22 protein-coding genes are annotated in these 22,104 nt (G+C 71.2%); 12 read left to right on the forward strand and 10 right to left on the reverse strand.

From position 1 onward, the window contains the following. Window positions 1–178: 178 nt before the first annotated feature. Both AC0VYM_RS04955 and purE read left to right on the forward strand, forming a co-directional pair. Window positions 179–1,336, forward strand: a complete 1,158-nt coding sequence (locus AC0VYM_RS04955) for a 5-(carboxyamino)imidazole ribonucleotide synthase (RefSeq protein WP_475459446.1) — start codon at window positions 179–181, stop codon at window positions 1,334–1,336. Next, on the forward strand, window positions 1,333–1,866 hold the full coding sequence (gene purE, locus AC0VYM_RS04960) for a 5-(carboxyamino)imidazole ribonucleotide mutase (protein WP_475459448.1): 534 nt from the start codon (window positions 1,333–1,335) through the stop codon (window positions 1,864–1,866). The genes AC0VYM_RS04955 and purE overlap by 4 nt, the downstream gene beginning before the upstream one ends. Window position 1,867: 1 nt before the next feature. Here purE and AC0VYM_RS04965 read toward each other — a convergent pair whose 3' ends face one another. From AC0VYM_RS04965 to AC0VYM_RS04985, 5 genes are all read right to left on the reverse strand, one after another. Next, window positions 1,868–2,434 (reverse strand): TetR/AcrR family transcriptional regulator, encoded by a 567-nt coding sequence (locus tag AC0VYM_RS04965; protein ID WP_475459450.1) that lies wholly within the window; start codon window positions 2,432–2,434, stop codon window positions 1,868–1,870. A gap of 145 nt (window positions 2,435–2,579) precedes the next feature. After that, window positions 2,580–2,954 carry a hypothetical protein gene (locus AC0VYM_RS04970; RefSeq protein ID WP_475459453.1) on the reverse strand — a complete coding sequence of 125 codons (375 nt, stop codon included), beginning with the start codon at window positions 2,952–2,954 and terminating at the stop codon, window positions 2,580–2,582. Window positions 2,955–3,084: 130 nt separating this feature from the next. After that, on the reverse strand, window positions 3,085–4,416 hold the full coding sequence (locus AC0VYM_RS04975; RefSeq protein WP_475459456.1) for a UDP-glucose dehydrogenase family protein: 1,332 nt from the start codon (window positions 4,414–4,416) through the stop codon (window positions 3,085–3,087). Between the two features lie 267 nt (window positions 4,417–4,683). Continuing rightward, window positions 4,684–5,406 (reverse strand): YIP1 family protein, encoded by a 723-nt coding sequence (locus AC0VYM_RS04980; protein WP_475462942.1) that lies wholly within the window; start codon window positions 5,404–5,406, stop codon window positions 4,684–4,686. Window positions 5,407–5,426: 20 nt separating this feature from the next. Then, complete coding sequence (locus AC0VYM_RS04985) at window positions 5,427–6,938, reverse strand: LCP family protein (protein ID WP_475459459.1); 1,512 nt, start codon at window positions 6,936–6,938, stop codon at window positions 5,427–5,429. A gap of 345 nt (window positions 6,939–7,283) precedes the next feature. Here AC0VYM_RS04985 and AC0VYM_RS04990 point away from each other — a divergent pair, with 345 nt between their 5' ends. Beyond that, window positions 7,284–8,303, forward strand: coding sequence for a glycosyltransferase family 2 protein (locus AC0VYM_RS04990; protein WP_475459461.1), 1,020 nt, complete (start codon window positions 7,284–7,286; stop codon window positions 8,301–8,303). Between the two features lie 128 nt (window positions 8,304–8,431). Continuing rightward, complete coding sequence (locus tag AC0VYM_RS04995; RefSeq protein ID WP_475459464.1) at window positions 8,432–9,487, forward strand: DUF4429 domain-containing protein; 1,056 nt, start codon at window positions 8,432–8,434, stop codon at window positions 9,485–9,487. Window positions 9,488–9,495: 8 nt separating this feature from the next. On the opposite strand, the gene AC0VYM_RS05000 is transcribed toward AC0VYM_RS04995, so the two are convergent. Continuing rightward, window positions 9,496–10,266: a glycerophosphodiester phosphodiesterase gene (locus AC0VYM_RS05000; protein ID WP_475459467.1), complete on the reverse strand. Its 771-nt coding sequence runs from the start codon at window positions 10,264–10,266 to the stop codon at window positions 9,496–9,498. Continuing rightward, the gene (locus AC0VYM_RS05005) at window positions 10,263–11,003 is read right to left on the reverse strand and encodes an IspD/TarI family cytidylyltransferase (protein ID WP_475459469.1); all 741 of its coding nucleotides are present in this window, start codon (window positions 11,001–11,003) and stop codon (window positions 10,263–10,265) included. Before AC0VYM_RS05005 ends, AC0VYM_RS05000 begins: the two co-directional genes overlap by 4 nt. Window positions 11,004–11,425: 422 nt before the next feature. On the opposite strand from AC0VYM_RS05005, the gene AC0VYM_RS05010 reads away from it, so the two are divergent. The 8 genes from AC0VYM_RS05010 to AC0VYM_RS05045 all read left to right on the forward strand — a co-directional run bounded on the left by AC0VYM_RS05010 (window position 11,426) and on the right by AC0VYM_RS05045 (window position 18,505). Next, entirely contained in the window at window positions 11,426–12,265 is an 840-nt protein-coding gene (locus AC0VYM_RS05010; RefSeq protein ID WP_475459472.1) for an ABC transporter permease, read from the forward strand. Next, window positions 12,265–13,191: an ABC transporter ATP-binding protein gene (locus tag AC0VYM_RS05015; protein ID WP_475459475.1), complete on the forward strand. Its 927-nt coding sequence runs from the start codon at window positions 12,265–12,267 to the stop codon at window positions 13,189–13,191. Before AC0VYM_RS05010 ends, AC0VYM_RS05015 begins: the two co-directional genes overlap by 1 nt. 170 nt (window positions 13,192–13,361) lie before the next feature. Continuing rightward, window positions 13,362–14,099 carry a hypothetical protein gene (locus AC0VYM_RS05020; RefSeq protein WP_475459477.1) on the forward strand — a complete coding sequence of 246 codons (738 nt, stop codon included), beginning with the start codon at window positions 13,362–13,364 and terminating at the stop codon, window positions 14,097–14,099. Between the two features lie 77 nt (window positions 14,100–14,176). Further along, on the forward strand, window positions 14,177–14,818 hold the full coding sequence (locus tag AC0VYM_RS05025; RefSeq protein ID WP_475462943.1) for a DUF5941 domain-containing protein: 642 nt from the start codon (window positions 14,177–14,179) through the stop codon (window positions 14,816–14,818). A 33-nt stretch (window positions 14,819–14,851) separates the two neighbouring features. Beyond that, complete coding sequence (locus AC0VYM_RS05030) at window positions 14,852–15,583, forward strand: phosphocholine cytidylyltransferase family protein (protein WP_378742396.1); 732 nt, start codon at window positions 14,852–14,854, stop codon at window positions 15,581–15,583. A gap of 5 nt (window positions 15,584–15,588) precedes the next feature. Continuing rightward, complete coding sequence (locus AC0VYM_RS05035) at window positions 15,589–16,638, forward strand: iron-containing alcohol dehydrogenase family protein (RefSeq protein ID WP_475459480.1); 1,050 nt, start codon at window positions 15,589–15,591, stop codon at window positions 16,636–16,638. After that, window positions 16,616–17,386, forward strand: coding sequence for a CDP-alcohol phosphatidyltransferase family protein (locus AC0VYM_RS05040; protein ID WP_475459482.1), 771 nt, complete (start codon window positions 16,616–16,618; stop codon window positions 17,384–17,386). The genes AC0VYM_RS05035 and AC0VYM_RS05040 overlap by 23 nt, the downstream gene beginning before the upstream one ends. A gap of 288 nt (window positions 17,387–17,674) precedes the next feature. Then, window positions 17,675–18,505, forward strand: a complete 831-nt coding sequence (locus tag AC0VYM_RS05045; protein ID WP_475462944.1) for a glycosyltransferase family 2 protein — start codon at window positions 17,675–17,677, stop codon at window positions 18,503–18,505. Window positions 18,506–18,598: 93 nt separating this feature from the next. On the opposite strand, the gene AC0VYM_RS05050 is transcribed toward AC0VYM_RS05045, so the two are convergent. The 3 genes from AC0VYM_RS05050 to AC0VYM_RS05060 form a co-directional block, all read right to left on the reverse strand. After that, complete coding sequence (locus AC0VYM_RS05050; protein WP_475459485.1) at window positions 18,599–19,204, reverse strand: malonic semialdehyde reductase; 606 nt, start codon at window positions 19,202–19,204, stop codon at window positions 18,599–18,601. 114 nt (window positions 19,205–19,318) lie between these two features. After that, window positions 19,319–20,485 (reverse strand): glycosyltransferase family 4 protein, encoded by a 1,167-nt coding sequence (locus AC0VYM_RS05055; protein WP_475459487.1) that lies wholly within the window; start codon window positions 20,483–20,485, stop codon window positions 19,319–19,321. A 247-nt stretch (window positions 20,486–20,732) separates the two neighbouring features. Then, window positions 20,733–22,103 (reverse strand): nucleotide sugar dehydrogenase, encoded by a 1,371-nt coding sequence (locus tag AC0VYM_RS05060; protein ID WP_475459489.1) that lies wholly within the window; start codon window positions 22,101–22,103, stop codon window positions 20,733–20,735. Between the last annotated feature and the right edge of the window lies 1 nt (window position 22,104).

Raw genomic sequence — 22,104 nt, forward strand, 5'->3', positions numbered from 1 at the left:
CTTGTGGGGGTCACGGCGGCGGGGGAGTGGGCCCTGGGGTGGCGCACCCGCACGCCCTAGACTCTATCCGGGGCCTTCGAGAGACACCCCGGCCGCGGGTTCCGAGCCGAACGGCCAGGTTCCGCCGTGCGCGGGGCCGCCCCGCATCCGCGGTTGACGAGCATTGAGTTGAGGAACTGTGAGCGAGCGTAACCGCATCGTCCCCCGTGTGGGAATGGTGGGCGGAGGCCAACTCTCCCGGATGACCCACCAGGCGGGCATCGGACTGGGAGTGGACTTCTCCGTCCTGGCCGCCGATCCCCGGGACAGCGCGGCCCTGGTCTGCGGCGACGTCACCCTGGGCGACGACCGGGGCCTCGACGACGTCCTGGCCTTCGCCAAGGCCAACGACGTCGTCACCTTCGACCACGAGCACGTGCCCGAACCGGTCCTGCGGGCCGTGGAGGAGGCGGGCGGGCTGCTCAGGCCCGGCCGCGACGCCCTCCGCTTCGCCCAGGACAAGCTGCGGATGCGTACCCGCATGGCCGAACTGGACGCGCCGTCCCCGCGCTGGCGGGCGGTGACCACCCTCGAACACGTCACCGGCTTCGCCGGGGACACCGGGTGGCCGGTCGTGCTCAAGGCCGCGCGCGGCGGCTACGACGGCAAGGGCGTGTGGGTCGTCGACGGCCCCGAGGAGGCCCGCGAGGTCGTGGACCGCGCCGCCGCCGAGGACGTCCCGCTGCTCGTGGAGGAGAAGGTGGACTTCTCCCGCGAGCTCGCCGTCCAGGTGGCCCGCTCGCCGCACGGGCAGGTCGCCGTGTACCCCGTCGTGGAGACCGTCCAGCGCGGCGGGATCTGCCACGAGGTGATCGCCCCCGCGCCGGGCCTGGCCGAGGAGCTGGCCCTGCGCGCCCAGAAGCTGGCCATCGAGATCGCGCACGCCCTGGACGTCACGGGCGTGCTCGCGGTGGAGCTGTTCGAGACCGCCGACGACGTGGTCGTCAACGAGCTGGCCATGCGCCCGCACAACTCCGGCCACTGGAGCATCGAGGGTGCCCGCACGTCGCAGTTCGAGCAGCACCTGCGCGCGGTCCTGAACCTGCCCCTGGGTTCACCGCGCACCAACGCCCCCTACACCGTCATGGCCAATCTGCTGGGCGGCGAGGACCCCGACGTCTACCGCCGCTACCTGCACGTGATGGCCAAGGACCCCGAGGTGAAGGTGCACTTCTACGGCAAGGACGTGCGTCCGGGCCGCAAGATCGGGCACGTCACCGTGATGGGCGACGACTACCAGGACCTGCTGGAGCGCGCCCGCGACGCCGCTTCCTACCTGCGAGGAGACCAGAAGTGACCGACAGCAAACCCGTGGTGGGCATCGTGATGGGGTCCGACTCCGACTGGCCGGTGATGCGTGACGCGGCCGACGCGCTCACGGAGTTCGGGGTCCCCTTCGAGGCCGACGTGGTCTCGGCGCACCGCATGCCGCACGAGATGATCTCCTACGGTTCGGAGGCCGCCGGCCGGGGCCTGAAGGCGATCATCGCCGGTGCGGGCGGCGCCGCCCACCTGCCGGGGATGCTGGCCTCGGTGACCACCCTCCCGGTCATCGGCGTCCCGGTGCCGCTCAAGTACCTCGACGGCATGGACTCGCTGCTGTCCATCGTGCAGATGCCCGCCGGGGTCCCGGTGGCCACCGTCGCGGTGGGCGCCGCCCGCAACGCCGGTCTGCTGGCCGTGCGCCAGCTCGCCGCGCACGACCAGCGGCTGGCCGAGCGGATGACCGTGTTCCAGGAGGAGCTCAGGGAGCAGGCGCACGCCAAGGGCGAGCGGCTGCGCCGCGAGGTGGCCGACGGCGGCCGGACCATGGGGTTCGGCCGGTAGGTCACTCGGGCAGGAGCGCGCGCAGCCCGTCCATCGCCTGGTCGACCGTGGGCAGGGAGTCCGGGTCGACCAGGTACTGGAGGACGTACCCGGTGACCAGGTTGTAGACCATCGACCCCAGGCCCGCGGCGGTCCCGGGGTCGACCTCCGCCACGGGGACGCCGAGGATCAGGGCGCTGAACTCCCGGCGGGCCTCCGCGATCCCCTCGGCCAGGTTCGCGCGCATGGCCTCGTCGAACTGGGCCTGGCCGAAGGCCTGGACGCTGGAGACCATGAGGTCGCGGTGCTCGGGCAGGGTCTCGAACAGCGTGCCGAGCAGGAGCCGGGCCCGGTCCCGCGCGGTCTCCGGCCGGGCCCGGGCGACGGCCGCGACGAAGACGTCGCCCCACTCGCCGGTCGCCTCGATCACGGCGGTGTTCATGAGGCGGTCCTTGGACCCGAAGTGGTATCCGATGGACGCCAGGTGCGCGCCGGAGGCGGCGGCGATGTCCCGGGCGGTGGTCTTGGTGTAGCCCTTCTCCGCCAGGCACTTCTTCGCGCCCACCAGCAGGTCCTCACGTTGGCTCATGCCGCCAGCCTAACATTTTGACGTACGTACATACCGGCGTGTCCCTCGGGCTGAGGGGTCCATCCCCGAGTGGCTGCGCGAGAAGGTGGACGAGGCGAACCGCCAGGAGCAGTGGCCCTGTTCCGGGCCGGTCGGGCCGGGGGCGCTACGACGCGTGCCGGGAGGCGGGCGCGGGCGCGTGGGCGAGGAACGAGCCCCACGGGGAACCGACGCGGTCCAGCATCCAGCCCGAGGGCAGCTCCTGGAGCTCCTTCAGGGACTGGGCGTCGGCCACCACCGCGTCGTGTCCGGGCCGGTTCCAGCTGCCCTCGACGGTCCACCAGCGGTCCAGGTACTCCACCGGGGACAGGTTCCTGAGCAGCTCGTACTCCGTCTCCGGGTTGCCCGCGGAGGAGGGCTGCCCCAGGTGGGAAGCGGCGCGCGGGGAGCCGGGCGCCGGGTGGCCCGAGGGGGCGGCGGAGGCGGTGGTGGCCACCATCAGGGCGAGGACGGCACCGACCACCAAGGGGAACTTCGACATCGGACTCCGTTCGACTGGACCCCTGGGAGTACCAAGGGTCACCGTATGACTACGGTGCGAAGTCAATCATGGGTCGGGCGCACACGACGAACGGGCCGCCCCCCAGGGGACGGCCCGTTCGGTGCGTGCGCTACTGGCGGCCCAGTGCGCGGTAGGTCCAGCCGGAGGCGCGCCAGTAGATCGGGTCCAGGGCGTTGCGCCCGTCCACGATCCTCTTCTGCGCCACCACCGTGGCCAGCTCCTCCGGATTGGCCTCGCGGAACTCCGCCCACTCCGTGAGCAGCAGGACCACGTCGGCCCCCCGCGCGGCCTCCAGCATGGAGTCCGCGTAGTTCAGCTCCGGGTGCGCCTCGCGCGCACGCTCCAGGGCGGCCGGGTCGTACACGGTCACCCGAGCGCCCAGGGACGCGATGGTCGAGGCCACGTCCAGCGCCGGTGAGTCGCGGATGTCGTCCGAGTTCGGCTTGAACGCCGCACCCAGGACCGTCACGGTGCGCCCGGCGAAGTTGCCGCCGATCAGCTGGCGGGCGATGTCGATCGTGCGCGCACGGCGGCGCTGGTTGATCGCGTCCACCTCGCGCAGGAACGACAGCGCGGGCTCCACCCCGAGCTCGTCGGCGCGGGCCATGAACGCGCGGATGTCCTTGGGCAGGCACCCTCCGCCGAAGCCCAGGCCCGGGCCGAGGAACTTCCCGCCGATGCGGTCGTCGTAGGACAGCGCCTCGGCGAGCTGGATGACGTCCGCGCCCGCGACCTCGGACACCTCGGCCATCGCGTTGATGAAGGAGATCTTGGTGGCCAGGAACGCGTTGGCCGACACCTTGACCAGCTCGGCGGTCTGGAGGTCGGTGACCAGGAAGGGGATGCCCTCGTCCACCTGCTGCTGCCAGAGGGCGCGGACCGTCTTCTCCACCCGGGAGGAGTCCGTGCCGATCACGATCCGGTTGGGCCGCAGGGTGTCCTCCACGCCGAAGCCCTCACGGAGGAACTCCGGGCTCCAGCCGAGCTCGGCCTCCGCACCGACCGGCGCGAGCGCCGCCAGGCGGGCGGCCAGGGTGGCGGCGGTGCCCACCGGAACGGTGGAGCGGCCCACGACCACGGTCGGCCGGGTCAGGTGCGGGGCGAGCTGGTCCACCGCGGAGTTGACGTACCGCAGGTCAGCGGCGCCGGAGTCGTCCCGCTGGGGGGTGCCCACGCAGATCAGGTGCACGTCGGCGAACTCGGCGGTCTCCGCGAAGTCCGTGGTGAAGCGCAGCCGACCGGTCTCCAGGTTGGCGGTGAGCAGCTCGTCGAGTCCGGGCTCGTAGAAGGGGACCCTGCCGGAGCGCAGCATGCTGATCTTGGCCTCGTCGACGTCGAGGCCCATGACCTCGTAGCCCATCTCGGCCAGGCAGGCGGCCGTGGTGGCGCCCAAATAGCCGGTTCCGATGACGGAGACCCGCATACGTTCCGCTTCGACCACTGGTGTTCCTTCCTTGCTTCCGCACGCGCCTCACCAGCTGGTGTGCCCGCTGGTGGCGGCTCACATCCCGCATGAGGGCAGAAAACGGACATGGTTCGGCCGACGGGTAGTCCGTGGGGGACGGTGCATCACCCTACGCGTCGGGGTCTGGCGCGTGACCGAACAACACGTGAACAGTCAGGCGGTCAGATTACCGGCGGGTTGGGGTCGCTCGGCACCGGGGGAGGACTGTCGGGGTTCGTGCGGTGTCACACACCCTGGTGCCGACTAGTAGCGTCCGTCCCCGAACGACCCGCTGTGACCGGGATCCTCGTCCACCGGGGTCCACACCGCGCCGCTCTCTCCGCGACGAAACGGTGTCGTGGTCCTGCTGGGATCGTCGTACCGCCGCACGGGTGAGGAGGGCGGCGGCACGTCCGGAACGGTGTCGCCCGCCGGTCCGCCGTCGTTCCAGACCCGCTTCGGGTCGACCAGGGTGACCGACTCGCCGTCGTACGCCGGTTCGGCCGGGGGCCGCCCGCCCCGCTGGAACTCCTCGCGGCTGTGGCTGGCCACCACACGGGCGGCAGGGAGGCCCGACGGGCCGGTGTCGGCGGCCGCCCGCCACCGGGTCGGCGTCGTCGCGGAGACCAGCAGCAGCACGCCCAGGGGGAGCGCCACACCGAGCCCCGCGCCGTTCGGGTAGAGGAAGCTCTCCTCGTTGAGCCAGTACAGGGCCGGTTCCACCGTGTCCCGCGCGACCACCGGCCACAGGCACAGGGCCACGAGCAGGAGTCCGGAGGCGCCCGCCGCCAGCGGGGAGAACCCGGACGCCACGAGGTAGGCGCCGACGATCCCCACCAGGCACAGCACCACCACGGAGAACACCGTGGCGACGGTCACCTCGCCCTGGGTGATCTTCGGGAGGAGGTCGGCCGACCACGCGACACCCACCCACAGCACGGGTGCGAGGGCGATTCCGGAGAGCAGACCGACCAGGTGGCGGAGCACGTGTCCCTTTCTTCGCGGGGTCACCCGCAGATGTTGTCCTTCGCGGTCGTGGTGGCCGGTTCGGCGCTAGCGGAGGGCTCCTCCTCCGGCGCCGCCTCGGTCGCCTCGACCCGGGGGGCCTCGAACGTCGTGTAGTTGAATCCGATCACGACCTGGAGGTCCTCGTCCAGGGTCCGGTCCTCCACGGTCTGTGAACCCGGGAGGGTGCCCGCCAGGTACTCGGCGGCCTGCTCCTGCCCCGGCCCGAACCTGACCTCCGTGGTGGCCACGTCGCGGCTGCTCCAGTTCTCGGCGCCGTCCGTCACGTCGAACCCGGCCGTCGACAGCTGGGAGTCCATCTGCGAACCCAGCCCCGGGGTGGCGGTGCCGTTGAACACCCGCAGGCTGATGTCGGAGGGGACCGGCTCGCCGTCCTCCTCGGCGGCCTCCGGCTCCTCCTCGGGCTCCGACAGGGGGCGGTCGGCGTTGATCGTCGCGAACATCTCCCGGGCGGCGGTCTCGTCCCACAGCAGGGCCACGTCGCCGCGCGGCGTCCAGTGCTCCATGTCCGCGATGGGCACCTGCGCGAAGGTGACGTTCCCCAGGTCGACGTCGCGCATCTGGTAGGCGAGGTCGTTGATGGTGCTGGTGTCCAGCCCCTCGTCGACCGTCACCGACGTCAGCGCGCTGTCCAGGAACGCGGTCAGCTTGCGCGGGTCGGAGAGCGTCTCGGTGCTCATGGCCCGGTCGAGCATGGCCGACAGCACCTGCTGCTGGCGGTCGATCCGGTCCAGGTCGCCGCGCGGGGTGGCCCGCGTGCGGGCGAAGGCCAACGCCTCCGCGCCGTCCACCCGGTGCGTCCCGGCCTGCATGTCCAGGTGCGCCTTGGGGTCGTTGATGGGCTCGGGCAGGCACACGTCGATCCCCTCCAGGGCGTCGACCACCTCCACGAACCCGTTGAAGTCCACCTCGACGTAGTGGTCGATCCGCACGTCGGTGACGGACTCCACCGTCTGCACGGCGAGCTGCGGGCCGCCGTAGGCGTAGGCCGCGTTGATCTTGTCCTCGCCCTCGCCGGGGATGTCCACCCACAGGTCGCGGGGGAGGCCCACCACGGTGAGGTGGTCGCGCTCGTGGTTGAGGCGGACCAGCATCATGCTGTCCGAACGCTGCCCCGGCGTGGACCCCACGCTGAGCGCGTTCTTGTCCTCCTTGCTCATCTCGTCCCGGCTGTCGGAGCCGATGACGAGGAAGGTCAACCCGCCGGTCTCCTCCGGACGGTCGCCCTCGGAGAGACCGCCGAACACGTCGAACCGGTTCAGCGCCCCGGACATCCACCCCGTGATCGCCCACGAGGTCCCGGAGGCGAGCAGGACCAGCACCGAGAGCACGCTCATCAGGACCAGGCCGTTGCGGCGGCGGCGCACGCGCGGTTCGGGGACGGTGAACCGACCGGACCGTGACGAGCGCCGCCGACCGGGTGGCTGAGGCTGCGAGCGTGCCCGTCGGAACTCGCCCGTGTTCCTCTGCCGTCCGGCGTCCTCGTCGCTCATCGGCGTCCCCGTCCCACCCGTTCTACGGTGTCCTAGGCATCCAGGTACCTGGGTATCTAGGTTGTCACCCGATCGGCCGAAGGGTGCGAGATGTCAACCCTCGGCGTGTTGTTCTCCCCTTTGGGTGGGACGCCGTGATCAGCGGGGGAGTTCTCCGGGGCCCGGACGTCCCGACACGCCCTCCCCGCGCGCCACTCCCGCACACCCGGACGACGCGGCCGTCCGGCGGTTCCGCGTGCAGTACCGTTGAGGCCGCGCCACCGTCGAGCGAGCCCGGGGCCCGAGCGCCCCTGGAGCCCTCACGGTGTCACGCAGTCCCGACAGTCTTGACCTTGGGAAGTGCCCGTGTCCTGGCCGCCTGTCTCCGTCGTCATGCCCGTACTGAACGAAGAGCGCCACCTCGCCGCAGCGGTGGAGCACGTCCTCGCCCAGGAGTACCCGGGCGAGCTGGAGGTCGTTCTGGGCGTGGGCCCCTCCTCGGACCGCACCCGCGAGGTGGCCGACGGCCTCGCCGCGGCCGACCCGCGCGTGAAGGTGGTGGACAACCCCACGGGGAAGACCCCCGCCGGGCTGAACGCCGCCATCGGCGCCTCCACGCACGACGTCGTCGCCCGGATCGACGGGCACGCGATGATGCCCTCGGACTACCTCCGGGTGGCCGTGGAGACCCTGGAGGAGACCGGGGCGGACAACGTCGGCGGCATCATGGCGGCCGAGGGCACCACGCCCTGGGAGCGCGCCGTGGCCGCCGCGATGACCTCCAAGGTGGGGGTGGGCAACGCCCGCTTCCACACCGGCGGTGAGGGCGGTCCCGCCGACACCGTCTACCTCGGCGTCTTCCGCCGCTCGGCCCTGGTGCGGGTCGGCGGCTACGACGAGGCGTTCCTGCGGGCGCAGGACTGGGAGATGAACCACCGCATCCGCACCACCGGCGGCACCGTCTGGTTCCAGCCCCGGATGCGGGTCTCCTACCGACCGCGCCGCAACGTCCGGCTGCTCGCCAAGCAGTACTTCCACTACGGGCGCTGGCGGCGCGTGGTCGCCCGCCAGCACCGGGGCACCATCAACCTGCGCTACCTGGCCCCGCCGGTGGCGGTGGCGGGGATCGCGGCCGGTCTGGTCGGCGGCGTGTTCCTCTGGCCGCTCTGGCTCGTGCCCGCCGCCTACCTCGCCCTGATCACCGCCGCCTCGGCGCCGCTCACCCGCGGCCTGCCCGCGTCCTCGTGGCCGCTGATCCCGGTCGCGCTCGCCACCATGCACATGTCGTGGGGCGTCGGCTTCATCACCAGCCCGCCCGGGCTCGGCGCGGACTCCCGCACCGCCCGCACCAGCAGTGAGCCCGCGAACGGTTCCGGCAACGCCTGACCGGTACCCGCCCGCGCCGCCGCGCGGAGGCCGCATCGGCCACAAGTGGACGACGTCCGCCCTCGAACGGGGGCGGACGTTCTGCTAGGCAGGGGTCAGTGGGCTGCTGAGAACTGGAGAAGGTGTCAATGGACGAGTTGCGTGGCGACCAGGCCGCCTGGGGCTTCGACGGGGAGTCGGTCTCCATCCGGTACGAGACGAAGGGCTGGTTCAGGAGCCCGCTGCTCAAACTCCTCGGCACCCTGGAGGTACCCGTCGCGGCCGTCCGCGAGGTCGACTTCCGTCCCGGAGCCGGCCGCAAGAACGGCTGGGTGATGAACCTGCGGCTGCACGAGCGCATGGACCCCTACGAGGCCGTCGGCGCGATGCTCGACGAGAAGGCCCAGCCCTTCCGGCTCACCGGATCCGCCAAGACCGAACTGGTCGCGGAGTACCTGGCCGACCAGCTCCGCTTCGCCGCGAGCCAGGCGGAGGAGCCCCACCCCGCGACCCCGACCCGCCTGGTCCCCGCCCTGCCGCTGCACATCATGACCTGTGAGGGCACCGCGCGTCTGGAGGGCGACCGCCTCACCCTGGTCTGGGCGGGCATCTACGCGAGCGGCTACAAGAAGAAGAAACAGCGCCGCGAGTACGACCTCGCGGAGATCCGCGCCGCCGAGTGGGCGCCCCTCGACGAGACGGGCTGGGGCTTCGTCCGGATCGTCACGGAGCAGAGCGCGCTGGAGGCCTCGGCCAAGCCCAGGAACGACCTCAACCTGCTGCGCGCGGGTGAGGAGGGCAACGAGATCCACCAGGTCTTCCTGCTCGCGGCCACCGTCACCGCGCACCGGTGGGCGCGCGGCGCCGAGAGGCACGCGCTGGGCTCCGGCGAGGTCGCCGACGCGGACACCCGGCCCGGCCCCGTCGACCCGGAGTGGTGGAAGGACGCCGCCCGGAGCGCCGTGGAGGCCGTGCGCGCCCCCCGGCTCACCGTGAACCTCCCCGGGGGCGGCGACGCGCGGCCGGACGACGGCGCGGGGGCTCCCGTGGGGACCAGTCCCGAACCCGCCGCCGAAGTGACGACGGGCGCGGACACCGCGTGGATCTTCGAGCAGATCGAACGGCTCGGCGCCCTGCACGCCAAGGGCCTGCTCACCGACGAGGAGTTCAGCGAGAAGAAGGCCGAACTCCTCGACCGGATCTGAGCGGGCCCCTACCCCGGGTTCCCGGCCGGACCGAGCGCCGCCACCGCGCCCGGCACGTCGTCCACGACCACGGCGTCCATCCCGGCCGCCGCGAACCGCGCCGCGTCCACCGGGTCCGGGCACCAGGAGATCAGCTCCAGCCCGGCCCGGTGCGCCGTCTCCACCGTGTACTCCAGCGTGCGACGGCCCGGCTTCGGCCCGTCCTCCGCCAGACCCAGGGCCCGGGCGTCCACCGCCACGACCGGACAGCCCATACCCACCGCGCCCGGGATCGCGCTGTCCGCCGGGTTGCGGACGTACGGCATCCACGCCGTCGCCACCCCCGGCGCGCCCTCGCGCACCCCCAGCAACAGACCCGGGTCGAAGGAGCACACGAACACCCTCCGGCGTCCGGCCTCGCGGCGCAGGAACGGCAGGACCAGGGAGAGCGTCCGCCGCGACGGGGCGTCCACCCCGTCCTCCATGACCGTCTTCACGTCCACGTCCAGCCCCAGCTCGGGCGGGATCGCGGCCAACCCCTCCTCCAGGCCGACCAGACCCTCCGCACGGCACTCCGCCTCGGTCAGGTCCACGATCGCCCGGCCGTCGTCCAGCGCCGCGTTGTGGAACAGCACCAGCCGGTCGTCGGCCGTGCGGCGCACGTCGATCTCGATCCAGTCCGCGCCGGTGCGGGCCGCCAGTTCGAACGACGCGGGCGTGTTCTCCAGCGCCCCGTCGACCACACCCCGGCCCGCGCCACGGTGGCCGATCACCTCGGTCGCCTCGAACACCCCGCTCACGACGCGGCCCCCGGACCGGCGCTCTCCCCTGCCCGGCGCAGCAGCGTCTCCGCGACCTCCACGTCACCCGGGTTGGTCACCTTGACGTTGCTCTCGTCCCCGGTCACGATCCGGACCTCCTCCTCGGGCAGGTACCGCAGCACCACCCCGCAGTCGTCGGTGGCCACCAGCTCCGGATCGGCCATCGCCAGTTCGTAGGCGCGCCGGGCCACCCCCAGCCGGAACCCCTGCGGCGTCTGCATCCTGCGCAGCCGGGAACGGTCCGGGGTCCGGACGATCACCTCGCCGCCGTCGCTCCCCGCCGTCACCTCGACCACCGTGTCCGCGCTGGGCACCGCCACCCCCACGGCCCCGGCCGAACCGAGCGCCGCGACACAGGCCGCGATCGTCTCCGGCCGCACCAGGGGGCGGGCCGCGTCGTGGAGGAGCACCAGGTCGGAGTCGTCCGCCTCCGCCATCGCGGCCAGCGCCGCGAAGGACGTGTCCGTCCGGGTCGCCCCGCCCGGCAGCACGCGGGTCACCTTCGTGAAACCCGCGTCGGCCACGATCTCCTCGACCCGGCCCACGAACCCGTCCACCATCAGCACGACGATCTCGTCCACCACGGGACTGGCCTCGAAGGCCGCGATCGAACGCTCGATGATCGGGCGACCCGCCAACGGCAGCAGCTGCTTGGGGGAGGGGGCGCCCATCCGTGAGCCGACCCCTCCGGCCAGCACGGCCGCGATCACGCGCATGGGATTCTCTTTCTCTTCGGGCCCCCGCTTCGCTTCGGCCCGGGTTCGGCGCCTTCGCGGAGGGATTCGGATCGAGTACAGCACAGCATCCTCGTCCACGCCCCCCTCGTTCCTGACCGGCGGTCGCGCCGGATCGGGGGACTTCCGTGCTTGGTCGCGAACAATACGAATGAGGCTGGCACGGCACGTGGTTGGCACGGTCTGTCCCATGCAGCGGTAACCTATGGACGCCTGTTGGGCGTGCCCGGTCGCTACCTCCTCTGATTCGGTAGTGGAGCCGGGCGCGGTGCGCGACTTCCCCCGGTCGCCCGGATGCCCCCTCTTCCGGTCCGGTGAGGAACCGACCGAGCAGACGGTCGGTGCGCGCAGGCGAGTTCGTAGACGCGACGTCCGGCACATCGTGATCCGGACGATCTCAAACCTTGGAGGTGGCGGTGGCGTCAAGGACGCTGGCCGTCTGGGAGAACCGGAAGGTCGTCGGCCTCCTGGTCCGGCGCGACCTGAAGGTCAAGTACCAGCAGTCCGTGCTGGGATACGCCTGGACGATGTTGGAACCCCTCGCGCTGACGTTGGTGTACTGGTTCGTCTTCGGCATCGTGCTCCAGGCGGATCGCGGTATGCCGGACGGGGCCCCCGGCGGCTACATCCTCTTCCTCGTGGCGGGGATCCTGCCGTGGACCACCTTCGGTGCGATCCTCAGCGAGGCGCCGCGCGCGATGATCACGCACTCGAAGCTGATCACCACGATGAAGGTCCCCCGTGAGATCTTCCCCATGGCCACCGTGGGCACCAAGTTCATCGAGTACCTGCTGACCTGGCCGGTCCTGCTGATCTTCGTGTTCGCTCTGGGCGGCCGGTTCAGCTGGGAGGGCATGTTCCTCTGGCTGCCGCTGGCGGTCGTGCTGACCTTCATGTTCGGCCTGGGCGTGACCCTGTTCCTGTCCGCGGTCAACGTGTTGCTCCGCGACGTGGAACGGCTGACGCGTATCCTGACTCGCATCCTGTTCTACGGCTCGGCGATCCTGTTCCCGGCCGCGATGGTGCTCGACTCCAGTGCGCCGGGCTGGGCGAAGACGGTCTACGAGCTGAACCCGCTGATGGGTATCTTCCAGATGCACCGAACGGTGTGGTTCCCCGGGTACGCGGAACTAACGCCGAGCCCGCTCGCGTTGACCTCTGCGGTGGTCGGTTCCATCCTGATGCTCGTCATCGGGTACTGGACGTTCCGGCGCCTGGAGATGTCCGTTCTGAAGGAGTTGTGATGGCGTCCACCTACGAGGCCGCGGTCGCCAGCGGTCCGGTCATCGAGGCCCAGGGCCTCGGTGTGAAGTTCGCCGTGAACCGCCGCCGCAAGCGGAGCCTCCGTGAGATGTTCATCCACGGCAGCAAGCGCGACCCCAACGCCGAGGGCAACGAGTTCTGGCCGCTGCGCGACGTCTCCTTCGACATCGCCAAGGGCGACTGCGTCGGCATCGTCGGCAAGAACGGCACCGGCAAGTCGACCCTGCTCAAGATGATCGCGGGGGTGCTCCTCCCCGACGAGGGCAAGGTGAGCGTGCACGGCAAGGTGGCCCCGCTGCTGGAGCTGCGCGCCGGGTTCAACGACAACCTGACCGGGCGCGAGAACGTGTACCTGGTCGGTTCGCTGCACGGCATGAGCGAGAAGGAGATCGACGAGCGCTTCGAGGACATCGTCGACTTCGCCGAGGTCAAGCCGAAGTTCATCGACACCCCGGTCCGGCACTACTCCAGCGGTATGAAGGTGCGGTTGGGCTTCGCGCTCATCTCGCAGCTGGAGCACCCGATCATGCTGGTGGACGAGGTCCTCGCGGTCGGGGACAAGGCCTTCAAGCGCAAGTGCTACGAGGCCATCGACCGCATGCTCGCCAACGAGCGCACCATGGTGCTGGTCTCGCACAACGAGAAGGACCTGCGCCGCTTCTGCAACCGGGGTCTGTACATCAAGGGCGGCGCGCTCGCCCTGGACACCGACATCGACTCCGCGCTGGCCGCCTACAACGAGGACACCAAGGCGGAGATCGAGGAGCGCAAGAAGAAGGACGCCGCCAAGAAGAAGCGCGCCGAGGCGGCGGAGAAGAAGGTCGAGGCCGAGGAGAAGGCCGCCGACCCCGCCCCGGAGCAGCCCAAGGACGGCAACGAGGGCAAGGACGGCGGACAGGCCGCCTGATTCATCCGAAAGAGCGCATCCCGGACTGTTCCGGAGGTGCGCTCTTTCGTGTCTGGAACTGTCCGTAAAGGCCGAAGTGGGGACGACCGGCGCCATACGCGTGTCAGTGGTTGATTGCGCACAGAGCGTGGGCGACGGTGACTCTCAGTTGATACTGGGAGGGCACGGACATGACTGGCACGGTGGCGCGGGTGACCGCGCGCATGTTGGAGCGCAGGCACGTCACCCGTTCGGGGGTGACCCGGATCAGCCTCGTGGTGGCGGTCGGCGCGGCGGTCTGGTTCAGCCGGGCCGACGACGTCGGCGCCGCGGCCGGATCGGCCCTGCTCGGGCTGATCCTGTGCTGTGACGCCGTCCGCGCCCGGATGCGCGCCCACCGCCGGGACGCGCTCACCGTCTGGACCGTGTCCATGGTGGCCCCGCTCCGTGAGTACGTCGTCTACGTCGGCCTGGCCTTCGGAGCGGCCGCCGCCGGGTTCGCCAGCGCCTGGGGGTGGGCTGCCGGGGCGCTGATCGCCCTGGCCCTGCGTGACGCGCTCCTGGTGGCCCGCTCGGCCCCTCCGGCGCCCTCGAGCCCGAATCCTCTCGCCCCGCCCTCACAGCGTCGCCCTGAGGGCCTCCGAATCCCCGGCCCCAGGGTGCCCCCGCCCCGGGACGGCGCCGCGGAGACCGTCACCCGGGCCCGGCCGACCGTCGGGGCGGAGTCCGCTGAGGCGGCCGGGGGCCTCTCCCTGGCCCACCTGGCCCGCCGGATCATGGTCTTCGGCCAGCCCACCCGGTTCCTCGTCATCGCCGTCGCCACCGTCGCCTTCGACGCGCGGATCGCCTTCCTCAGCCTCGTGGTCGGCTGCGTCATCGCGATCACCGGCGAACTGGTCGACCCCTCCTCGCGGGAGGCCCGTCCGTGAGCGCGGGGGAGGTGCCCGAGCGGGAGAGGTTCCTGCCGACCGTCCCCGACCTCAGGTTCCTCCGTGATGACAGTCACATGGGGGCGCTGCTGGGAAGGCTGGTGCCGGGCCTCGCCCCGCCGCTGCTCACCACGGTCGCCGGGGCCGTCGTCGTGCTCGTCCTGATGGCGGCGGACGGGGGACGGCTGACAGGCATTACCCTGTTCGCACCGGTCGCTGCCCTGCTACTGTCCGGTCTGGCCTCGGGCCACCCCCACGACGGGCGGTACGACTGGCTCGTACCTCCGCTCCTGCGCGTCACCGAGTACAGCTACCTGGCGGTGGTCGGGCTCGCGTCCGGTGTGCCCGGTCCCCTGGTGTTCGTACTCTTGGTGACGGTCGTCTGCCACCACCGTGACGACGTCGCACGTCCCGCGGTCGGTGTGCACCGGCCGGAACGGGTACGGCGCGCCGCGCTCGGCTGGGACGGCCGCATGCTCGTCATCGCGGTCGGGGGCGCGTTTTCCGCCCTCACCGCCGCCTACGGCATACTCGCCGCATACCTGGCGATCTTGCTCGTTCGCGAGGCCGTGCGCACCTGGAGCGCCACACCGGTGACCGACGTCCGCGTCGGTACCGCGACGGAAGGCGGCGACGGCGCCGACGTCCTGGGGGATCACCCGATCGCCCGCCAGGGAGACGGGGGCCAACCGGCCGCCGGAACGAACGGGGAGGCGTGACAGCCTCCTCGAACTAAGGAGGAACACGCCCTCATGCTCGGAATGGTTCTCGCCGCAGGCGCGGGGCGCCGTCTGCGTCCCTACACCGACACCCTGCCCAAGGCCCTGGTTCCAGTCGACGGCGAGACGACCATCATGGACATCTCGCTGCGCAACCTGGCCGCCGCCGGGCTCACCGACGTCGTCGTCGTGGTCGGTTACCGTGCCGAGGCCGTGGAGGAGCGCAAGGAGGCGCTGGAGAAGCGCCACGGCGTCAAGCTCACCCTCAGCTACAACGACAAGGCCGAGGAGTGGAACAACGCCTACTCCCTCTGGACCGCGCGTGAGTTCTTCTCCGAGGGCGTCCTCCTCGTGAACGGCGACACCGTCCACCCCGTCAGTGTCGAGGAAACGCTACTCGCCGCCCGGGGGCCGGAACTCCTCCTCGCGGTGGACAACGTGAAAAACCTGGCCGACGAGGAGATGAAGGTGACCCTCGACGAGGACGGTCACCTCAGCACCATCACCAAGCTCATGGACCCCGCGACCGCCGCCGGTGAGTACATCGGCGCCACCCTCATCGAGGGTTCGCTGGCCCCGCGCCTGGCCGACGCCCTCAAGGCCACCTGGGAGCGCGACCCGCAGCTGTACTACGAGGACGGCTACCAGGAGCTCGTCCGCCGCGGCGAGAAGATCTCCGTCGCCCCCATCGGCAAGGTCGACTGGGTCGAGGTCGACAACCACGACGACCTGGCCAAGGCGAGGGAGATCGCGTGCCACTACTAGCCCGAATGCTTCCCTCCCCGCTGGCGATCGACGTCCGCAGGGGAGCCATCGCCTCGCTCGGGACGGTGCTGGCCGACCGCCGCATCGCGACCGAGGGACGCATCGCCGTGGCCGTGGGCCCGGGGCAGGGCGCGCAGATCGCCGCTGACCTGGACCTGCCGCAGTGCGAGGTCTTCCAGGTCGAGGAAGGCACCGTCGACGCCGCGACCGAACTGGGCAAGAAGCTGCGCTCCGGCGCGTACGAGGCCGTGGCCGGGATCGGTGGCGGCAAGACCATCGACGTCACCAAGTTCGCCGCGACCATGGCGGGCATCCCGATGGTGGCCGTGGCCACCAACCTGGCCCACGACGGCATCGCCTCCCCCGTCAGCTCCCTGGAGCACGAGGGCGGCAAGCCGTCGATCGGCGTCACCATGCCCATCGCCGTGGTCATCGACGTCGACTACGTCCAGGCGGCCCCCCCGCACCTGGTCCGGTCCGGCGTCGGTGACGTGGTCAGCAACATCTCGGCCATCGAGGACTGGGAACTGGCCGGAAGGGTGAACGGCGAGCCGGTCGACGGCATGGCGGTCACCTTCGCCCGCGTGGCGGCCGAGGCGGTCCTGCACCGCCCCGACTCCATCGACTCCGACGGGTTCCTCAAGGTCCTGGCCGAGGGTCTGGTGCTGTCCGGGATGGCCATGTCGGTCGCCGGTTCCAGCCGTCCGGCCAGTGGCGCCTGCCACGAGATCCTGCACGCCGTCACGCAGCTGTACCCGGGAACCAGCAACCACGGCGAGCTCGCCGGTCTGGGCGCGCTGTTCGCGTCCTACCTGCGGGTGAAGCACCTGGACTGGCCGCAGGCGCGGCTGGAGGAGATCAGGTCCTGCCTGCTCCGCCACTCGCTGCCGATCGTGCCCTCCGACGTGGGGCTCGACGAGGCCTCGTTCGCACGCGCGGTGGCCCACGCCCCGGGCACCCGCCCGGGTCGGTTCACCATCCTTGAACACCTGAACCTCTCCGAGGACGAGATCGGGCGGAGTGTCGCGGACTATGTCGAAGCCGTCGGTCGCTGAGGTCCGCGCGGGCGGCCAGCCCGCGGGGATCAAGGAGCGCGTCAACGAGGAGCACTGGGCGGGCCGTCTCTACATGAGGGACCTCTCCCCGTACCTGTCGACCCTCTTCGTGCGGCTGCGCGTGCCACCGAACCCCATCACCTACCTGATGATGGTGTTCGGCGTGCTCGCCGGTGTGATCGTGGCCTTCGGCGGTCTGTGGTCGGCGGTCCTCGCCGCCGTGTTCGTGCAGATCTACCTCCTGCTGGACTGCTCCGACGGAGAGGTGGCCCGGTACACGGGCCGCACCAGCGTGGCGGGGATCTACCTGGACCGCATCGGGCACTACGTGTCCGAGGTCGCCCTGCTCGTCGGCCTGGGCATCCGTGCCCAGGGCGAGTTCGAGTCGGGCGGCTGGGTGATCCTGGGCATGGCCGCCGCGCTCGGCGTCGTCCTGATCAAGGCCGAGACCGACAACGTGGTGGTGGCCCGGGCCAAGGCCGGGCTGCCGGAGAAGATCACCGAGGAGGCCATGCGGCCGAAGTCCTCGGGTCTGAGCCTGGCTCGCCGACTCGCCTCGGCGCTGAAGGTCCACCGCCTGATCCAGGCGGTGGAGCTGTCCCTGATCGTGGTGGTGGCGGCCGTGGCCGACCTCTTCCTCGGGGACCTGTTGGCGACCCGCGTCCTGGTGGTGGCCTGCGCCGCCGTCGCGGTGCTGATGAGCTTCGCGCACTTCGTGAGCGTGCTCGCCTCCCGCCGCCTGGAGTAGCGGGGCGCCGACGCTCGACGTCACTGACGGAGCCGTGGACGTTACCCCGTCCACGGCTCCGTACACGTCGCTTTTATTCTTTCGTTAGTCTGTTTCTGCGAACGTTGGCATGTGTCCACCTGTCAGCCGCACGTCGTCCACTGAACGGTCGCAACCATGGCCACACCCGTGATCCCTCCATCGCAAGGCTCCGGCGCGCCCTCCGCGCACGACAACCGTGCGCCCAGAGCCGAACGGAGCAGTTCCCAGGTGCCCGGAAAGCCCACACTGTCCTGTGTTCTGCTCACCATGGGCAACCGCCCGGCCGAGCTGCGGCGTGCGATCACGAGCGTGTTCGAGCAGCAGGACGCCGACGTCGAGGTGGTCGTCGTCGGCAACGGCGCGGACCTGCCCGAGCTGCCCGAGGGCGTCACCACGGTGCGGCTTCCGGAGAACGTGGGGATCCCCGCCGGCCGTAACGAGGGCGTGCGGGCGACCAGCGGCGACGTGGTCCTGTTCCTGGACGACGACGGCTGGTACCGGTCCATGGACCTGGCCCGGCACGTGCGCGACCGGTTCGCGGCCGACCCCGCGCTGGGCGCTCTCTCGTTCCGGATCGCGGACCCGGACGGCGGCCCCGACCAGCGCCGCCACGTGCCCCGGCTGCGCGTGGGCGACTCCCGCAAGTCGAGCGTGGTCACCACGTTCCTCGGCGGGGCCAGCGCGGTGCGCCGGACCGCCTTCGACGAGGGCGGCGGCCTCCCCGGCGAGTTCTTCTACGCCCACGAGGAGACCGACCTCGCCTGGCGGATCATGGACGCCGGGTACACGATCGAGTACGACGCCGACGCCGTGATGTACCACCCGGCGGTGGCGCCGACCCGGCACGAGAACTTCTACCGGCTCAACGCCCGCAACCGGGTGTGGCTGGCCCGCCGCAACCTGCCGTGGCCCCTGGCCTTCGCCTACCTGGGCACCTGGGTGGGGCTGACCGTCCTGCGCGAGCGGGACCGCGAGGCCCTGAAGTCGTGGTTCTCCGGTTTCCGCGAGGGCTGGCGCGAGGACGCGGGACGCCGGACGCCCATCAGCTGGCGCACCGCCTGGCGGATGACCCGCGCCGGCCGCCCCCCGGTCATCTGACACCCGGAGCGGCCCGACCGGCCACCGGGGTCCCGGACACGCGAAAGGGGCGGGGCGCCCGTGCGGCGCCCCGCCCCTTCCCGCCACGGAGGATCAGATCTCGGTGACGGCCGCTTCGTAGTCGAGGCGGGGGAGACGGTCGAACCAGGCGTCGGGCCCGGGACGGCCGATGTTCATGACGACGAGCGGGGTCTGGGTGGAGTCCGCGCCGAAGAGCTCCTCGCGCAGGCCCTCGGCGTCGAAGCCGGTCATCGGCCCGGCGGCCAGACCGGCGGCGCGCACGCCGACGATCAGGTAGGCGACCTGGAGGAACGCGTTCCGCAGGGCCATGTCCTCACGGGCCTCGACCGGCATGCCGGAGAAGTTCTCACGGGCGTCCGGGAGGACGGGGAAGGTCGTGGGGAAGTGCTCGTGGAAGGAGCTGTCGGCCGACAGCACCAGCGCCAGCGGGGCCTTGGCGGTCTTGGGGGCGTTGTTCCCGGCCATGTGCTTGACGAGGCGCTCCCGGGCCTCGGGGGAGCGGACGGCGGTCACCCGGAGGGGCTGGTTGTTCATCGCCGTGGGGCCGAACTTGACCAGGTCGTAGATGGCGCGCAGCTGCTCGTCGGTCACCGGTTCGTCGGTGAAGGAGTTGGCGGTACGGGCGCTGCGGAACAGAAGGTCCTGCGCGTCCTTGGCCAGAACGAGAGCGTCACTCATAGGGAAACCTCAGCTGTGCTTGAGCGGTTCAGGGCATGCCGCTGGGGGCCGGCTACCGAGCACAACCTGGTTTGCCAGGAAGATATTTCACCAGGGAACCATTGGTGAGCTCACTCACTCAGCGAGCGGCGCCGGACGGCGGCTGCCCGGCCGGGGCACGCGCGGGCGCGGTATCGACGGCCGCGGCCCGCTGGCCTCGGTGACCCACTCCTCCAGCTGCTTCACGAACAGGCGTGCCTGCACCGGCCAGTGGAACGAGGTCTGCGCGATCCGGTGGCCGGTGCGCGCGTACTCCTCGCGCCGGACCCGGTCGTCGCGGAGCTCCAGCACGGCACGGACGGCGGCCGACGGGTCCTGGAACGGGACCATGAGGCCCGCCGGGCCCTCCGGGCGCTGGGTCACCAGGGCCCGCGCCATCGGGTTCGGTGAGGTGACCACCGGCAGACCGTGGGCCATGTACTCCACGACCTTGGTGGGCAGGGAGTGCCGGTAGTTGTCGGTGTCGTGCAGCAGGCTGATCCCGGCCAGGGCGCCCGCGGCCATGCGCAGGGCCCGGTCGTTGGGTACGAACCCGTACCAGTGCAGCGCGTTCTCCTGGTGGGCGTCGCGCAGCAGCGGCCGGATCTCGTGGTCGGCGCCGCCGATGACCTCCAGGCGCACGCCGTGGTCGCGCAGCTGGCGGCCCACCTCGATCAGGTCGTGGGCGCCCCGGGCCCTGGAGAGCTGGCCCAGGTACACGACCCGGTCGTCGCCGGGCGGCCGGAGCGGGGTCTCGGGGACCTCGGTGGTGTTGGGGACCACCGGGTGGGCGCCCCGGAAGCGGGGCCGGTACCCCTCCTCGGCCAGCAGCAGGCGCATCCTGCGCTCCGCGCGGCGCTCGAACCGGCGCACCACGGCGCCGAGCGGTCTGCGCAGACGTTCGGGGATCCAGGACTTGGTGAGGAGCGCGGCGGGGGTGTCCTCGTGGACGTCCCACACCGTCACCGGGCGCTTGGCCGGTAGGGCCAGCAGCAGCTCGGGGTCGTGGAAGAGGAGGAGGTCGGCCTCCGGCGCCAGACGCGCCAGCGCGGACCGGGCCGCCCTCAGCGAGGACAGGCGGTCGCGGCCCGAGGCGCGGGGTACGTCCACGGAACGCACCTGGTCCCACGGGGTCACCCCGCACTCCCGGAACGGGGCTACGTACGTCACGGTGTGTCCGGCGTCCACGAGGGCGCGGATCTGTCGGTGCAGGATCCGGGCGTCCTCGGGGTGGTGCACAATCGTGGCCACAAGCGCGTGCATCGGGTTCACCTACTTATGTCACCGTTTGTACGACTCGTCCGTATTCGATGATCCGCCCCGAGGGTGCGGAATCAGCTGAACGACACGGTATTCACCAGCGGAAACACGCCGAGGAAAGCTGAGTGGACGCGTGGGGTGATTCCGGTGAACCCTTCGTTGGGTCACCGTGAACGCACGAAGGCACGCCGTCGAACGCGCGGTGGCGTCCGAAGCGGCGTGCCTCGGTGGTACCGGATCTAGCGGCTGGTCAGAGGACCTGGACACCCTCACGCTGCACGCGGCGGCGCGCCTGCGAGGGAACCTCGGCCACGGCGTCGGCCTCCGGGTCCGAGCGGCGCAGGACACCCCGGGTGTCCAGCAGCAGCCGCGCGTACTCGGTGAGCAGCTTGGGCCGGTAGTCGGCGTGGTCGGTGAGCAGGATGGTCAGGTCGGCCTCGGCCATCGCCCGCTCCAGGTCGGTGGAGCGCGGCACGTCCGTCCCGTCCACTTCCCAGGAGTCCACGTGCGGGTCGTGGTAGGTCAGCGTGGCGCCCTTCGCGGCCAGCTTGCGGGCCACCGGGCGCGCGGGCGACTCCCGCTGGTCGGCGATGTCGGCCTTGTAGGTGACGCCCAGCAGCAGGACCTTGGACCTGGACAGCGCCAGGCCGGACTCGTTGAGCAGTTCCTGGGCGCGCTGGGTCACGTACGCGGGCATCCGCCCGTTGATCTCCTGGGCCAGCTCGACGAACCGGAACGGGTAGCCGAGCGTCTTGACCTTGTAGGAGAGGTAGTTCGGGTCGATGGGGATGCAGTGACCCCCCACGCCCGGACCCGGGTAGAACGCCTGGAAGCCGAACGGCTTGGTGGCGGCCGCCGAGATCGAGTCCCACAGGTCGATGCCGAGCTCCTGGCAGAAGACGGCCATCTCGTTCACCAGCGCGATGTTCACGTGCCGGTAGGTGTTCTCCAGCAGCTTGGCCATCTCGGCCTCACGGGTGCCGCGCGCCCGGACCACGGTGTTCACGAAGTTCCCGTAGAACGCCGCGGCCGCCTCGCCGCACTCCTCGGTGAGGCCCCCGACCACCTTCGGGGTGTTGGCGACGCCGAAGGTCGGGTTGCCCGGGTCGATGCGCTCGGGCGAGAAGGCCAGGTGGAAGTCGGCGCCGGCGACCAGGCCGGACTCCTCCAGCAGCGGCCGGACGACCTCCTCGGTGGTGCCCGGGTACGTGGTGGACTCCAGGATCACCAGGGTGCCCGGGGACAGGTGCGCGGCGATGGCCCTGGAGGCCGAGGTGACCGCGCCCAGGTCCGGGCCGCCCTCCGGGGAGAGCGGCGTGGGAACGCAGATGACGATGGTGCGCGCCGTGGCGAGGCACGCCGGGTCGGTGGTCGCGCTGAACCCTCGGGCCAGCATCGAGGCGACGTCGTCCGTCGACAGGTCGTCGATGTGCGACACGGACTCGTTGAGACCGTCGACCACTCTCGTGCTCACGTCGAATCCGGTCACCCTCAGTCCCGCCGAGACGGCCTCCGCCGCCAACGGGAGACCGACGTAACCGAGGCCGAGGACGACGAGATCGCTGGCCGAACCGGAGCTCTGCTCGGGGACAGGGACTGGGTTGGAGGCTGCGGCATCCACT

Source organism: Nocardiopsis sp. iso_237 (assembly GCF_056173345.1).